Genomic DNA, 15939 nt, shown 5'->3' with positions numbered 1-15939 from the left:
CTTCATTTCTTTTTTACTATTTCCACAACAGGCGGCCAGGCAAAATCCTGCCAATATTGTTCGGCCTGCGCAACTGACAATTCGCCGTCAAATAACAGCAAACGGTACTTTTGCGAGTAGGTTTTGCCCTTTTCAATTACCCAGTCGTTGTGGCGGATGGGGCAAAACTGAAAATACACATCGCCTCTGCCCCCGTTGGCATCGATGGGCCAAACGCGCATGGGTTCGGGGAATTCGCGGTTCGAAGGGTGCCCCATAAATAAAATGCCGCTCCGCCCCGGCACTGATTTGCCCTCAACAATACACCAGCGCGCTTTGGTGCCATCGGCAGTGAGGCGGTCGTTGCCTTCGGAAGTGAGGACGGAACTGTTGTCTTTGGTCCATTTTTCGGTGGCCCGGAAGCCAATGCCACCGCCGTAACGGTAAGCATCCAGCAGGATGCCCGAATCGAGCGGGCAGTTCAGCAGGCTGGTGTAATCAACCAACCAAACCTTTGCGTTGGAAACAATGTTCCAGGCATTTACTTGCAGCAGTTCGCTCAGGGCCAATTGGTCTTCGCCTTTCGCGCCAAAGTCAATATGTTCCTGCAAGGCATCGAACCCGGTGAAAACGGGACCTTCCACTTCAGCTATAAAGTTGGCAAAACGCACCGTGCCTTCGCCTTTCATCAGGTTCCAGAAATCGACTTCGCGCCCTTTGATGTGGGTTTTGGTCCACGGACCCCAAATGCCGTAATGATGGTAATGGTCGGGCGCCTGGATGCGCGTCAGCACCTCGCCACCCGGCGACCACAACGGATGGATAAAACCGGAACGTTTGAACAAGGGGTCAACCCCTTCGGGTGGATAAATTTCGTTGAACTGGTAATTCAGAATGGGTTGTTCACCGGAAAGAAGTTGTAAGCCCCGGTGATTCTTTTTCAGGCGAATGGGCGCGACGGATGAAACAGCGTCGCCAGCCCGCAGGACATAGTCGCGGCTTTCGCCTTTTTTCAGTTCACCATCCAGGATGAACCATAGCCGGCTGGTATTTTTTTCTTCGAGCTGACTGGCAACCGGGGTTTCCTTTTTTCCGTCGATCAGGAAGAGTTGAAAAGAGGCATTGTTCAGCTCCAAACCGGTCGTTGAAAGATCGACGCTCACGGGGCAATCGCGGCGGTTGTAATCACCGGCAAGGACTTTTAAACGGATTTCTTGCTGGGCGAAAATATTCGACACCGTGAGCAAACAAAAAACAAATAGAAAATATCTCATTGAATGAACTATCTTAATGGTTATTAGCTCTTCTTCAAAGATACTGCAAACAACAGACTGATGCCAGTATTATTTTTGCAGGTGCCTGTATGATCATTGCAAAATGATGAGTGCGTAGAATAATTATAAGACAAAGAACTCCAACCTGTATTTTTATTTGAGCTATCAGGTTGGAGTTGTATTACAGCGAGTTTATCAGATGTTTAAAGGTCATCTTCCTCCGGGATCGAATTCAAGGGTTCTTCATTTTTCTCATAGCCGTCGTAACCATAGTTTTGGTTCAAAACGCCTTTGGTATTGGTGCTGATAGCTGCTTGGGGAATAGGCCACAGGACATGATGAGGACTCATGGTATATTCTTGTCCGTTGTTTGCTTTTACATTTTTATTATAGAAATCGGTGTGCTCCATTACCCGATCGTAAAAGAAGTTTTTGGTGCCGAAATCAGCTACGGTATATGAATTTTCGTGATACGACTTTCCGGTTTGGGCAAAAAGGAATGCCATTCTGGATAATTCCGTTTTTCGCGGTTCTTCCCAAAAAAGTTCACGGGCGCGTTCATCCAAAATTGTTCCGATATCAAAAACTGATACATCTGTATAAGGCGCACATCCTGCCCGGGTTCTGACGGCATTAACATCGGCCATGGCCAGCGCCGTTTCCCCTTTCCACCAATAAGCTTCAGCACGTAATAAATAGGTTTCTGCCAGGCGAAAAACATACCAGTCGTATGATCCACCCTGTGGTTGGGTGCGGCGTGGGTCAGGGTTATAAATTTTATAATGTGGCCAGCCAAACCAGTTTCGGATGGTGTCAGTAGTTGCAATTTGCCCGTTTTCCCTGTAAAGTTGCAAAGGTTTGTTATAATAAGCGCTTTTGCCTTTTAGGTTGGCGTGATTGTAAACCAGGTCTTCCATATTCATCCAGTTATATCTTTTGTGCCTCAGATCGTTGGAGTCATCCCATATTTTTTTTGTGTGATAAGAAGTGCCACGGGCCCTTCCGATACCCCGGCCAAAAGTTTCAACCAGCCTGATTTCCTGGTTGGCAAGATCCGAAGTGCCGGGGCCAAAGCCATCGGGCGTGTAGAGCATGTTTGAATTGGATACGCCCCAAAAAGGAACGACCTGACGCATCACTTGCAAGTCGAGCCTTGAATCGACAAGTTCCTCTCTCGATAATACCATGAAAAGGACTTCTTTATTGGCTGCAATTGGCTTATTCTGCCACCAGTGAAGGCGCGAAACGACATCATCGCGCACAATACCCATGTTCGTCAGGTAAGTGCCATCTTCTTTTGGTACACTGCCAAATGGCTGGGTCATCAAACTATAAACACCCCCGTCAATCACTGAGGAGGCTGAAGTGATGGCCTTATCAAATTCTCCCAACGCCAGGTTTATTTTTGTCAGCAAATGGACTGCTGCGCCTTTGGTTACCCTCCCCCTGTCCACATTGTCGGAACACCATTGGGCAGCGAATTCCATGTCTTTTTGTATTTTTTTCAGAATCACTTCCCTTTTTGTCGAGTAAAAATCAAGTTTTGGTTCTTTGATTTCCCTCCCAATAAACGGAACATCTCCGAATTGCTGGGTCAGGCGGTAATAACGGAATGCCCTGTGGAAATAGGCTGAGCCCAATACAGCGTTCCGCTCGGCTTCGTCTTTGTACGTTGCATCATCAATGCGGTTAATCACTACATTGGCATATTTGATCCCTTTATAACCTTCGTACCAGTACCAGCCGATTTTATTGTAGTCGGTATGGTTTAATTGTGAAGTCGGCGTGATCTGGATATTCAGGTTTTGGGCCGGTCCGGGTTTATCTGTTGTACCTTCCACACAAACTTCGGAAAAAACAAGTTCGGTAATAATGGGTGCTCCGTCGCCATACCATTCATAGCGCATGTTTCGTTCACATGCCGTGAGAGCCGCATACATTCCCCTGGCATCAATCAATGCATTTTCAGGGGCAAAGAAAGACAAAGGTTTAGGATCGAGCCAATCTTCGTCGCAGCCAATTGTTCCGAACAAAAACGAAACAAAAAGCAGTAGGCGGTAAGGGAAATAGATATGTTTTGTTTTCATAATCGTCATATTTTGTGATAATTAAAGTGTTAAGTTAACTCCTAAGGTGAAATAGCGCGGGTTAGGCCCGCTGTTTTCCGGATCCCAAAATTCCCATTTTGGCGCCCACCAGCTTACGTTTCGGATTGTGCCGTATACTTTCAGATTCTGTATTTGTATCCTGTTCAAGAAAGAAGAAGGTACATTGTATGCGAGAGAAATATTGTCAAGACGAATAAATGATCGGTCTCTCCAAACATCAAACACAGCGCCGCCTTCGGCTGAATAAATGCGGGCATAATTGTTATGCGGAGTATCCGGTGTCCAGAAAGGAAGCTTATAAGAATTGACTCTTTCCGGGAAACTGTCCCGGTTTTTTGCTGAATTCATGGTTCCTTTGTGTCCCCAGTACGAATAGAGCATGAAGGAAGCATTAAAATGTTTTAAAAAGCTGAATTCATGACGCATATTCCATCGGAAACGTGGTTCTTTATACCCCAGAAATTCTTTATCCAGGTTATTGATAACGCCATCATCATTTACATCTTTTAACTTAAAGTCGCCAGGGAACTGCCCATACCGGGCAGCCTGGGTTTCTTCACCCACCTGCCATACGCCGACAATCCGGGGTTGCCAAATCACATCAATGGGTTTGCCTATAAACCAGTTATTGGTGTAATCATCAGCCTTTTTTTGTCCAATGACATTGCCGTCAATGTTGAGGACGTCAACCATGTCGCCATATAAACTGACAATTTCATTTCTGTTAAGCGTGAAATTGACGTTGGCATTCCAGCTAAAATTCTGGCGTTTTATAATGCGGGAATTTAGAACAATTTCGACCCCATGATTTTTTACTTTTCCCAGGTTTGTTGCAACAGAGCTGAACCCTAAAATATCGGGTAGGGCACGGTCGACCAGTACATCTTTGGTTTGAGCAATATAGTATTCAAACGAGCCGTCAAATATTCCATCCAGAATGGAGTAATCCAGACCGAAGTTCAGTGATTCGGTTTGTTCCCATTTCAAGTCGGGATTAGCCATGCGATTGACATATAATTGTGTCCCCTCGTAAACTGTTCCCGAGCCGGTTTGATAAGGATATTTCCCGGTAGTCATGTCCGACAGTCCGTCGTAACGGCCGATAGCCCGGTTTCCGTTGCTTCCCCACGATAAACGAAGTTTTCCGTAAGTAAGAAATTTATTCGTAAACATTCCTTCATCGGTAAATACCCATCCCAACGCCGCTGACGGGAAGTAGCCATACGGATGGTTTTCTCCGAATGCGGAAAAACCGTCCCGGCGCATGGTGAGCGTTAACATGTACCGGTCCTTTAATGAGTAGAATAACCTGCCCATCAGTGCATTGCCTGTTTCGTATTCATCGTTGCTGGTTATTTGAAATGAGGTGCCGGCTCCCGCCTGCATACGGTGGAAACCAAGGGCATCAGTTGGCAGAAAATCCTGGGCCGACATATAATTTTCCCAGCTTTGCAGCTTTTCTGCATTGATCAGCAAAGTAACATCGAATTTATGAATACTGTTGAAAGTACGGTTCCATTTGATCAGGTTGTCGATTTGCCAGCTGTAGACTTTATTTTGAAGGCGTTTGGCCTGTCCTCCAAATTTTCCCCATTCTTCGTGGAGGGCCGACTGGTGATTCATGAATTCGTACCACTCAAAGCGCGGGGCAAAATTCATTTGATAGGAAATATTGAATGGCAGTTTGATTTGGGCATAGAGCGTGCTAATCAATGTGTTGTAAATACGACGCCTTTCCTGGAATTGCATATCGTATAACGGATGTTTGGCGCCGCGTCCAAGATCGTCGACAGGACTGATTCGCAGTGTGACACCATCGTCCATGTAAATAGCTCCCCAGGGAGAATTGTTGATTATTTTTCCCCAATCTGCCTGGATGGTTGGATCAGGATTGGATCCATCGCTGTTCCGGCGGTTCATTTTACTTTCATCACGGTTTGAAAATTGAGTGTTTATTCCTACCGACAGCCAATCGGTTACTTTTGCATCCAGATTAATCCGGCTGCGGATCGTCTGATAACCATCCCCCACAATGACTCCTTCATTATTATTATATCCCATAGAAACATAATACGTAATGTCTTCTTTTTGTCCTGAGAGAGAAATATTATGATCCTGACGTAAGCCGTTTTGGAAGACCATATCGGCCCAGTCGACTGAATTACCAGCTTTGTAATTGGCAATTTCAACCGGGAGCAGCCCGATCCGGGCAAGCCAGATGTCAGTCAAATCACCAGAAGCACCGTCCCGCCACATTTCTTCGGTGACGCCATCCTGGAGTTTTTCCGGATTTTCGAACTTGTATAATTTATCCCTTACATTGGCATTACTGGAATACATGTTTAATGATTTCATCACCTGAGTTCGCCATTCCAGAAATTCGTGCGGTTTGTAAACGTCTTGCATGGTGGCCATGGTGGCCAGACCGAAACTGGAATTAATATTGATCACAGGTTTCCCTTTTTTACCCTTTTTGGTGGTAATGAGAATGACACCATTTGCTGAACGCGCTCCGTAAACAGCTGCGGAAGAAGCATCTTTTAACACATCAATCGTTTCAATGTCGTTGGGGTTTATATCTTCTACCCCTCCCTGGTAAATAACACCATCTAAAACAATTAAGGGGCTTGAACCGGCTTTAAGCGTATTGTCGCCCCTGATTTCGAAGCTACCTCCGCCTTTGGCATTGGTTTCAAAACCAACCTGAAGACCTGCAATATTTCCACGTAACAAATCCTGTACAGATTGCGGTTTTTCGTTTGCCAATTGCTCCGCTTTTACTGAAGAAACAGAGCCCGTGAGATCACTTTTTTTCATGGTTCCGTAACCAATGGCGACAACTTCTTCGAGACCAATCAGATCAGGCTCAAGGGTGATATTCACAACAGTCCTGTTCATAATTGATTCTTCGACGGTTTTCATCCCGATAAAGGAGAATACCAGGTATTCGGCGCCGACAGGTACATCCAGTTGAAATTTTCCATCCAAATCTGTAATCGTACCCTGAGTCGTATTTTTTAAAACAACAGTAACTCCGATCAGGGGTTGTCCATTACTCTCAGTTACCCTACCGCTAATTTTTCTTTGTTGACTGGTTGCGAAAAAATCATTGGCATTGTCAACGGTTAAAATGATTTGACGATCACTGATTACATAACGAACTGCAGTCCCTTCGAGCACGGCATCGAGAACCTGTTCGATATTCTTATCTTTCACCGAAACGCTCACCTTCCGGCTCATGTCAATTAAATTCTGGTTGAACAGAAAATAGAACTCCGATTGATTTTCAATCTCGTCAAGCACTTTACCCAGGCTGGTGTTTGACATGTTTAGATTTAACTTTGTTTGTTGAGAGTAGAGGTCGGTCGCGAAGATCTGGGAAACACAGACCAATAGAATAAATAAAGTCAAACGCATAATTCGTAACTTTTTTTTAAGACTATGGAGCATAGCCTTGCATGTTGAGTTTTTTTTCATAAATTCAAATGTTTAACTGGTTAGACATCAGTTTAAATGTTAATTATGACGGGACAGCGGTACCAGCGCTGCCCCGTTTTTTAATTTTTGTAGCTGATAATTACTTTTTGTTTCTCATAAATTCCGTTTGTAGTTTTAGGTTCAATAATTTGATAGCTTATCGGAACAGACATAGACAAGAGGGAAAGGACCCGTTCCAGGGATTCATTTTTAAAAGTGGCCCGAAAGGGGATGATCTCCAGGGCCCGGTCCTGAAGGATGATGTCGGTGTTATACCAGAGGCTCAGACGGGCGGCCACTTCAAACAAGGGCGTATTCCGGAAAACGAGAAGACCATCTTTCCAAGAGGTGAAAAAATTGGTGTCGCCCGAATAAATGTCCGACGAGTTTCTCACTTTGTCCATCACCAGGCGTTGATTGGGAACCAGAGTTTCATCTACCCTGAACTTTTCCCAGGTAACCTGTACGGAGCCTTCTTCGAGCGATACTTCAACTTTGGGCCAAAAGGGGTAAGCCAAAACATTGAATTGGGTTCCCAGGGCTTCCACTTCAATCCCGTCGGCATGAACAACAAAAGGCGATTTCGGATCTTTTTTGACATCGAACCAGGCCTCGCCCGATAATTCAATGTGCCGGTTGTTGGCGAACTGAACGGGGTATTTGAGGCGCGAATAGCTGTTCAGCCAGCCGGTGGTGCCGTCAGGTAGATTGAATTTTGTGCGGGTACCGGGAGGGCAATAGATCTCGGCATACACCTCCTGGCCGGATGCCAATCCTTTCCACTGAATAAAAAAATAGGCTGAAACAAGGAACAGGGGAAGGAGTAAGATTGCCGCAACACGGCTGAACGAGCTCGCGAACCGGTTGACAAACCTTCTTTTTTCCCGGTATTTCCTGAGCAGAACCTCTTCCCGGACACGACGCTGCAATTTTTTACAGCTTTCTTCCGATAAAGAATCACCCTCTTTATTATTCCAGTGTTCTTTTAAGATCCCGCTCAGATCCTTAAATTCGTCCCCGCTTTCAAATAGTCGCAGAACTTCCAGGTAATCGGCTTTGGAATAGCTGTTATCCAGGAAATTTCTGAATGCCTGATGAGCGTTTTTGGTCATGTTTTTTATACTTCTTCTGTAAGCAGTATCAAAAAAAAAACTTAGCCCCCTATTCAACGGATGATTTTTTTTTACCCGAACGGGAATTTTATGAAAATTTGAGGGATATGTTCCTGATTGTAAGCAGGATCAGGTTTTTGATATTTTTGTTATAGAAGGCATCACGTAATGATTTGATCGCCGCTGTGATTTGATTTTCAACCGTCTTTGGCGATAAATTCAGGTAATCTGCCACTTCATTCACGGTAAGCCCTTCTTTTTTGTGAAGCAAAAAAATCTCTTTCCTTTTTTCAGGAAGCATTTCGATTTGCTGGTCGAGAATCTGAAGATACCGCGAAAAGTCTTTTTGATCTTCTTCTGATTGTTCGGACAACATATCGTAAAACTCAACTTTAAACTGATTTTCTTTCGCTTTGGTCAGAAACGATTTCCGAATGTTGTTTAACGCGATGGTGAAAAGGTATGCACTAAATTTTTGCTGCGGGTCAATGCGTTTCCGGTTCTCCCAGACTTTCAAAAATACCAGTTGGACAATTTCTTCGGCCTCGGACCGTGATTTTAAAATTTTGTATGAGAAGCGGAACAGCTCGTTTGAATATTTTTCAAATAAATAATCAAAAGCATAGATTTCTCCTTCCCGCAACGATTGCAGGATTTCTTTCTCATGGATATTGTTTTTTTCTATGCTCACATTCACTAGTGTCCAAAAGATTTTTTTAGAAACCTTTGTAAGTTATTATAATATAGTCAATTAAAAGCAAATAATCCACGTGTCGATTTGAATTCATTTCGCATCTTGCAGCCTGGAAATAAACCCGGGCAAATATGAACAGCGGCAAATATGTATTCAGTCAACTGGTAGAGTTCCTGCCAAAGAGAGTTTTTGATATGATTGTTAAGCGACATAACGGAGACAAATGGGTGAAGACATTCACCTGCTGGAACCAATTGCTCGTCATGATGTATGGGCAATTGGCCTCGTGTGACAGCCTCAGAGAGGTCGCGTGCATAATTGACGCTATCAAAAGCAAGAGCTACCATCTCGGATTTGGCACCGGAGAGATTAAACTGAGCAATCTTTCCTATGCCAATATGAACCGGGACTACAAGATATTTGAAGAGTTTGCCTTTTTCATGATTAATCTTGCTCAAAGCAAGCGAATCAACAGACCATTCGAATTGCGTGGAAAGTTCTATGCGCTCGATTCCACCACGATAGATCTTTGCCTGAGCTTGTTCAAGTGGGCATACTTTAGAAAGAACAAGGGTGGCATCAAAGTTCACACACTCTTTGACGTAGTAACCCAAATACCGACTTACATTCATATTACGGAAGCAAAAGTTCACGACGTGAATGTGATGGATGAGATTCCCTATGAGCCGTATGCGTTCTACATTTTTGACAAGGGATATTATGACCTCGCAAGGCTGCATACATTCAACACGATCGGTTCCTGGTTTGTCATCCGACAGAAGTCTCACCTTAAGTATGAAGTTATTGATGGTGAAGAGCTTTTGGATGGAGCGGACAACGTTTTGCTTGACCAGACGATACGCCTTACCGGCTACCAGACCCAAAAGAAGTATCCCTGCGTGTTGAGAAGGATCGTTTACTATGCTCCTGACCTTAAAAGAACGTTCACCTTCCTGACCAACAATGTCAGCATCAAGGCCAAAGACATCGCCATGCTGTATAAGCAACGCTGGCAGGTGGAGCTGTTTTTTCGGTGGATAAAGCAACATCTCCGTGTCACATCCTTCTGGGGCAATACCGAGAATGCCGTGAGGATACAAATTTATGTTGCGGTTATCACATACTGTCTGGTGGCCATCGTCGAGCATGACTGCCAGTTGGGCAGGACTACATTCAATGTGCTTCGCGTGATCAGTAGAGTACTGACAGACAAAACGAACATCAGAGATCTTTTCCTGACCTCCGGGGACATTGATGATATATATGAACAAGCCGCTCAACTTGAATTTGCCTTTAAGTATTAGTTATTGAAAATTTATTGGACACTAGTGGCTCACATTAACCAAACGATCGAAGAAATTCAGGGTTCTTCATTGAGATGATAAATATAATAGAAAGCATAAATAAGTAAATAATTTCCTGTTTATAAACATGGCTGTTAATAATATCTTTACCGGTACGTGTATTATTTTTGCTTTCCTAAAACCGGCTGCCCATGAAAATTATGCACGAACAACTGGCCTTTGTCGGGCCGGATTCCATTCAGGTGAAGTGGGATGATTTTCCGCATTTTACCTTCCCCTGGCATTTTCATGCCGAATACGAACTGGTGTATGTCATCAAAAGCTTCGGGAAAAGGTTTGTTGCCGATCATGTCGAAGATTTCAGGGAGGGCGACCTGGTGCTGCTTGCCCCCAATCTGCCGCATTTCTGGAAAAATGACGAGTTGTTTTTTTCCGGTGATCCAAACTACCGGGTGAATGCCATCGTGATTCATTTCCCGGTCGATTTCTTTAAGCATCAAATTGATGCCTATGCCGAGTTTTATTCGATCCGCGAGTTGTTGAAACGGGCAGCGCGTGGGGTCAGTTTTGGTGAAACAGTGAGCAGGGCGCTGGATGCCGATCTGAGAAAGATGCTTAAAATCAAGGGGCTTGACCGGATCCTGCATTTTATGAAAATTTTGGGAAAACTGTCGGGCGCCGTTCCCTATAAACAGCTGGCCAGCGAGAGTTACACACCCGATTTGCAGGATTGGTCGGGTAGCCGGCTGGATAAGGTGATGCACCTGATCAATTCAGATTACCTTCAACCCATTCGGCTGGATGGGATTGCCGGTAAAATTGGCATGAACACCAGCGCTTTTTGTCGCTATTTTAAAGAAAAAACGGGCAAGTCGGTTATCGAATTTGTAAATGAAATGCGCATCGGGTATGCCTGCCGGTTGTTGCTCGAAGGACATCAGACGATCTCCTGGATTTGCTTTGAAAGCGGCTTCAACAACCTGTCCAACTTCAACCGTTGTTTCAAAAAGAAAACCGGTTATACGCCGGTCAATTACCGTAACCAGTTTCATAAAGCCAATCAAACTCAGCCGCTGGTCTAAACAGCGGGAGCTTCAACGCAAGGTGACTTGAACCTGCGTAAATGGTCTGCGACACATAATTTTCGTCATTCTAAATAACTCTGGCAGAGAACAAACAGGAAATGTGAATGTTATTGTTTTTTGCACAGGTAATTTTTACCTGCTGAAACAGATTTTGAAGAATGGAAGAATTAATTTTAAATGACAGGCTCAATGTGAAGAGCCAATCTCACCGGGTGGAACCAATTCAGCAGTTTTTAGAGAAACTGAAACTCAAGATGAGACAAGTTTATCACCTTCGCGGTGATGTTAATCAATATGCGCAACAACGCGGACTTCCGCCTTTTGTTTTACGCGAAATCATGGAAAGCAATCCGCTTTCTATTGGTATTCCCGAAGAATTTGGCGGTCGTGGCGCGTTGATTCACGAAAACCTGGCTCTACTGGAAGCTGCTTCATACGAATCGTTGGCCTTGTCGCTGACCTTTGGCATTAACTCGGCCCTGTTTTTACAGCCTGTTGCCAAGTATGCCCATCACGAGGTGAAAGCGCCTATTTTTAAGCGTTTTATGGAAGATAAAAACATGGGCGGTTTGATGATTACCGAACCCGATTACGGCAGCGATGCGCTGAACATGCAAACATCATATACCGAAGAAAAATATTATTACCAGCTGCAAGGGAAAAAACATTGGGCCGGTTTAACCGGTTGGGCCGAATACTGGTTGCTGACCGCGCGTCAACAGACACAGAACGGTGATCTTCAGCGCGACATCGACTTTTTTATTTGCGATGTTACCCAGCCGGAACAGGGAATTAAGGTGGAAGAATTTTACGATAATCTTGGTCTTTACCAGATTCCTTATGGCCGTAACCACATTGATGTGAAAATCCCGAAAATGCACAAGTTGCAACCCGAGTCAACAGGTGTGAAAATGATGCTGGATTTGCTTCATCGCAGCCGGATGCAGTTCCCGGGGATGGGAATGGGCTTTATTCAGCGGATGCTGGATGAAGGATTAAATCATTGCAAACAACGTTTGGTTGGAGGAAAGAGCCTGTTCAGTTACGACCAGGTACAGGAACGTTTGTCCAAGTTGCAGGCTTCGTTTACGGTTTGTTCGGCCATGTGCGCCAACAGCGCGAAAAAGGCCGGGCTGGATAATGATCTGACCGGAATAGGTATCGAAGCCAACGCTGTAAAATCGGTTGTTACCGATTTGATGCAGCAAACAGCCCAATCGCTCACCCAGTTGATTGGCGCCAAAGCTTACCGCCTGAGCCATGTGGCCGGTCGCGGGATCACGGACAGTCGTCCGTTTCAGATATTTGAAGGATCGAACGACATTTTGTACGCGCAAATTTCGGAAGGGATTGTGAAACAGATGAAACGGCTGAAAGAAAATAACCTCTTCCAGTTTCTGAAAACAAACCCGCTGACCAACCGTTCGGCCGATGAGCTCAAAGGGTTGTTTAATTTTAATCTGAACATGCAGTTGCCTCAACGGAAGCTGGTGGAGCTGGGACAGGTGGTTGGCCGTGTGATCTCGATGGATATGGTTCACAAACTGGCTGATGACGGTTTCCGCCGCGATTTGATTGATGGCGGGATCAATATGCTTCAGCAGGAAATCCAACAGTTGATGAGCGCTTTCAGTCAGAATTCAAACGACCGGGTGGTAGAAGATTATTCGGAGAACAGTTCCTGGCTGCAACTGGCGATGTCCGGGGCAAAATAGCAGAATGGCCGTTTGTTCATGCAAAATAAACATCACATCACGCTGGCGGTCTTTCCCTTCGAAGATCTTTCCCCGCGAAAGGAATTGGGCATATTTTGCCGCTCTTTCAGCGACGATCTGATGACGGAACTATCCCGTTTCAGGCAATTCCAGGTGATCAAATTTTTGCGGGCTGCCTGGGACGGAGACCCCGCCACATTGCCCGCCACACTAGAAGAAGGTTACTATGTGCAGGGTAGTTTCCGGGGTGAGAACGACACGGTGCTCGTTCATGTGCAACTTTTTGATGGCGACAGCCAGTACCTGGTGTGGGGTGACCGGATTGAGGGAAAACTGGCCGGGCTCAGCAAAATACAGGACAAACTGCTGAGAGGCGTGGTGGCCGTGTTGCAGCAACAGATCGATCTCGACCTGCTTTCGAAAATCAGGCGTCGGCCGAAAGTGGCATTCAACGCTTACGAACACTGCCTGTACGGGATGGAAGAACTGAAAAAAGCATCGGTGGAAGCCGACCTGAAAGCCCGCGAGCATTTCCAAAAGGCCCTGGAAATTCAACCCGATTATGCGCTGGCCTGTACGGGTATGTCGTTATCTTATTTTAATGAATGGACCTGCCAGCTTTGGGACCGTTGGGACGTGAGTAAAACGGGCGCTTACGAATGGGCGCAAAAAGCCATCGAACTGGATGAGCAGAATCATATCATTGCGATGGTGCTGGGCCGGATTTTTTTGTACGAAGGTTCTTACAGCACTGCCGGGTATTATTTCAGAAGGTCGCTGGTACTCAACCCCAACGATCCCGATACGCTTTTCCCGATATCGCTCTATTTTGTCTCCCTGGGACTGAGCAGGGAGGCCCTGGAATTATATGAGAAAGGACTGCAATTACACCCCATGTACACCGGCAATCATTTCAGGCTGGGCGGAGTGATGTATTTCGAACTGGGCGAGTATGAAAAAGCCGCTTCGTTTATCGAACAACATGCCTCCGGAAAACCGGGGATCGCCGATCAGGAGGCTTATTGTGCGGCTGTATATTATTATCTGAAGCAGTATGATAAAATGCAGATGTACTGGGACGCTTTCCTGAATACTTACAAACGACTGATCAGCAAGGGCCGCGACTTTGAGCAGCAGGAAGCGATCGGTTGGATCCTGAAGCTGAACCCGCACCGGCACAAAACCAATCTCGAAGAATTTCTCCAATTCATCAGCAACGGAAGTTTTGAGAAATATCCCGTACAAAAGTCTGTGCCGGAAAAACCAGGCGTCAACGCCTATTATTTCGTAAAAGATTCCGCTATCTGGAAATTTTCATTTGAAGGTTACACCACACAGATACCGGAAATGAAAGGCTATTATGATCTTCAGAAAATGCTTGCCGAGCCCCGCCGTTTGTTTCATTGTGCTGAACTGATGGGAAGCATTTTGGACGATTCCGGCGAAAAACTGATTGATGAAAAGGCCCGGGAACAGTATCAGAAAAAAATTCTCAATCTTCAAAATGAAATCGAAGAAGCCGAACAATACAGCGATTTTGACCGGCTGGAGAAACTCCAGGAAGAGTATGACCTGCTGATCGAACATTTGTCAGGATCGTTGAATCTCCGGGGCAAGTCACGAAAAACAGGCGGGGCGGTTGAAAAGGCCAGGGCGGCAGTTACCTGGCGTATACGCAACGCCATTGCCCGCATCGAGCAGCATCATCCCACTTTGGGAACCCATCTTTCCAATGCTGTAAAAACAGGTACCCTTTGTTCGTACAAACCCGAAAGGGAGATTCCGTGGATCACTTCGTAAGGTGCCGCCGCCTCACAATGTAAGTCATAAACTTACGCTTTTCAGGGTGTAATTAATTTAAAAATGAAACCCATGAAAAAGAGTATTTTTATGTTTACCGTATTATCAGGCCTATTTGTAGCCTCTTGTATCAAAGATCCGCATGCCGGCCCTCACCTTGGCTACTCATCCAATAAAGTAATTTTGGAATGGAATGAAGTTGCTTATCAGGCATTTGGTGGTGAAGCCTATCTGAATTCCGTGATGGCTTCAAAAATTAACGCGATGACCCAGCTCGCCATGCACGATGCCCTCAATGCCGTTAAGCCGGTATATGCAACGTATGCCTTCAAAGGCCGCGATGCTGCTGCCCATCCGGTTGTTGCGGCGGCCAGCGCTGCCCATACCGTGCTGGTCCATGAAATTCCCGAAGCCGTGGAATTTCTGGATTCTGCCTTGCAGCAAACCTTGGCAACCGTTGCCGATGGCCAGGCCAAAAACCGGGGAATTTTGTTGGGCAAAGAAGCGGGACAGGCGATCATTGACGCCCGCGAAAGCGATGGTTCCGCCGGAAATCCGTTTGGCCCGGTGCCCCCTTCCGCTGATCCCGGAGTTTACCGGATTGTCCCGCCGTTCGATTTTGTGTTTGCCCCGCATTGGGTTGACGTCAAACTTTTCGGATTGCAAAGCAAAGACCAGTTCCGTTCTTCCGTACATCCGCTGCTCGACAGTGATGAATACGCAGTCGCTTTGAATGAAGTAAAAGAGGCCGGCCGTTTAATCAGCGATACCCGCACGGAAGATCAAACTGCCACAGCCCACTTCTGGTATGAGTTTTCTGAGGCCGGATGGAACCGGGTCGCGCGCATTGCCGCAAAAAACAAAAACCTGGGTTTATGGGAAACGGCCCGTTTGTTCGCCTTGCTGGATATGGCTCTGGCCGACGCCTACATCGCCGGATGGGAATCCAAATTCCACTACAATTTGTGGCGTCCGTACACAGCCATCCGTAACGCTGCCGGCGACAACAACGACCAGACCGGCGAAGATGCGCTTTGGGAACCGCTGATGCCGACTCCTCCTGTTCAGGATTATCCGTCAACCCACAGCGCTTTGGGAAATGCAGCCGCAACAATCCTGGGAAATATCCTTGGCGACCAGACTCCTTTCAGCATGAGTTCGCCTACGGAGTTGCCCGGAAGCAATCCAAGAACTTTTACCGGCTTTAGACAGGCTGCCAACGAAAATGCCGATTCGCGGGTGATGGCTGGCATTCACTTTCGTTTTGCCTGCGATGCCGGGCAGGACTTGGGCGATAGAATCGGGCAGTGGATGCTGGACCATCACCTAAAACCATTGAAATAACTGCAATGCCGAATTAAATGTTTATCAGATAAAGCTTCGGTTCGTGT

Annotated in this window: 10 protein-coding genes; 5 read left to right on the top strand and 5 right to left on the bottom strand. The window is 45.9% G+C overall.

Annotation, left to right across the window (positions count from 1 at the left end):
- Positions 1-2 precede the first annotated feature (2 nt).
- The 5 genes from ACOIT5_RS02870 to ACOIT5_RS02850 all read right to left on the bottom strand — a co-directional run bounded on the left by ACOIT5_RS02870 (position 3) and on the right by ACOIT5_RS02850 (position 8641).
- Positions 3-1253 carry a PmoA family protein gene (locus ACOIT5_RS02870; protein ID WP_423128962.1) on the bottom strand — a complete coding sequence of 417 codons (1251 nt, stop codon included), beginning with the start codon at positions 1251-1253 and terminating at the stop codon, positions 3-5.
- Between the two features lie 203 nt (positions 1254-1456).
- The gene (locus tag ACOIT5_RS02865) at positions 1457-3340 is read right to left on the bottom strand and encodes a RagB/SusD family nutrient uptake outer membrane protein (RefSeq protein WP_423128961.1); all 1884 of its coding nucleotides are present in this window, start codon (positions 3338-3340) and stop codon (positions 1457-1459) included.
- A gap of 21 nt (positions 3341-3361) precedes the next feature.
- On the bottom strand, positions 3362-6688 hold the full coding sequence (locus ACOIT5_RS02860) for a SusC/RagA family TonB-linked outer membrane protein (RefSeq protein WP_423128960.1): 3327 nt from the start codon (positions 6686-6688) through the stop codon (positions 3362-3364).
- Between the two features lie 230 nt (positions 6689-6918).
- Positions 6919-7950: a FecR family protein gene (locus ACOIT5_RS02855; protein WP_423128959.1), complete on the bottom strand. Its 1032-nt coding sequence runs from the start codon at positions 7948-7950 to the stop codon at positions 6919-6921.
- An 88-nt stretch (positions 7951-8038) separates the two neighbouring features.
- Positions 8039-8641: an RNA polymerase sigma factor gene (locus ACOIT5_RS02850; protein WP_423128958.1), complete on the bottom strand. Its 603-nt coding sequence runs from the start codon at positions 8639-8641 to the stop codon at positions 8039-8041.
- A gap of 134 nt (positions 8642-8775) precedes the next feature.
- Between ACOIT5_RS02850 and ACOIT5_RS02845 the strand changes: the two genes are divergently transcribed.
- The 5 genes from ACOIT5_RS02845 to ACOIT5_RS02825 all read left to right on the top strand — a co-directional run bounded on the left by ACOIT5_RS02845 (position 8776) and on the right by ACOIT5_RS02825 (position 15892).
- On the top strand, positions 8776-9948 hold the full coding sequence (locus ACOIT5_RS02845; protein ID WP_423126501.1) for an IS4 family transposase: 1173 nt from the start codon (positions 8776-8778) through the stop codon (positions 9946-9948).
- Positions 9949-10139: 191 nt separating this feature from the next.
- Positions 10140-11030, top strand: coding sequence for an AraC family transcriptional regulator (locus ACOIT5_RS02840; RefSeq protein WP_423128957.1), 891 nt, complete (start codon positions 10140-10142; stop codon positions 11028-11030).
- A 161-nt stretch (positions 11031-11191) separates the two neighbouring features.
- Positions 11192-12748: an acyl-CoA dehydrogenase family protein gene (locus ACOIT5_RS02835; protein ID WP_423128956.1), complete on the top strand. Its 1557-nt coding sequence runs from the start codon at positions 11192-11194 to the stop codon at positions 12746-12748.
- Between the two features lie 18 nt (positions 12749-12766).
- Complete coding sequence (locus ACOIT5_RS02830) at positions 12767-14548, top strand: tetratricopeptide repeat protein (protein ID WP_423128955.1); 1782 nt, start codon at positions 12767-12769, stop codon at positions 14546-14548.
- 72 nt (positions 14549-14620) lie between these two features.
- On the top strand, positions 14621-15892 hold the full coding sequence (locus ACOIT5_RS02825; RefSeq protein WP_423128954.1) for a vanadium-dependent haloperoxidase: 1272 nt from the start codon (positions 14621-14623) through the stop codon (positions 15890-15892).
- Positions 15893-15939 lie beyond the last annotated feature (47 nt).

Origin of the sequence: Gaoshiqia hydrogeniformans (genome assembly GCF_049347105.1) — a bacterium.
Lineage (GTDB): Bacteria > Bacteroidota > Bacteroidia > Bacteroidales > Prolixibacteraceae > Gaoshiqia > Gaoshiqia hydrogeniformans.
The sequence above is the reverse complement of the archived record's forward strand: the minus strand, read 5'-3'. Positions and strand labels throughout refer to the sequence as shown.

What these genes read in the sequence shown, in the direction of transcription:
- ACOIT5_RS02870 (WP_423128962.1), bottom strand. Translation starts at nt 1,253, where the DNA reads ATGAGATATTTTCTATTTGTTTTTTGTTTGCTCACGGTGTCGAATATT.
- ACOIT5_RS02865 (WP_423128961.1), bottom strand. Translation starts at nt 3,340, where the DNA reads ATGAAAACAAAACATATCTATTTCCCTTACCGCCTACTGCTTTTTGTT.
- ACOIT5_RS02860 (WP_423128960.1), bottom strand. Translation starts at nt 6,688, where the DNA reads ATGTCAAACACCAGCCTGGGTAAAGTGCTTGACGAGATTGAAAATCAA.
- ACOIT5_RS02855 (WP_423128959.1), bottom strand. Translation starts at nt 7,950, where the DNA reads ATGACCAAAAACGCTCATCAGGCATTCAGAAATTTCCTGGATAACAGC.
- ACOIT5_RS02845 (WP_423126501.1), top strand. Translation starts at nt 8,776, where the DNA reads ATGAACAGCGGCAAATATGTATTCAGTCAACTGGTAGAGTTCCTGCCA.
- ACOIT5_RS02840 (WP_423128957.1), top strand. Translation starts at nt 10,140, where the DNA reads ATGAAAATTATGCACGAACAACTGGCCTTTGTCGGGCCGGATTCCATT.
- ACOIT5_RS02835 (WP_423128956.1), top strand. Translation starts at nt 11,192, where the DNA reads ATGGAAGAATTAATTTTAAATGACAGGCTCAATGTGAAGAGCCAATCT.
- ACOIT5_RS02830 (WP_423128955.1), top strand. Translation starts at nt 12,767, where the DNA reads ATGCAAAATAAACATCACATCACGCTGGCGGTCTTTCCCTTCGAAGAT.
- ACOIT5_RS02825 (WP_423128954.1), top strand. Translation starts at nt 14,621, where the DNA reads ATGAAAAAGAGTATTTTTATGTTTACCGTATTATCAGGCCTATTTGTA.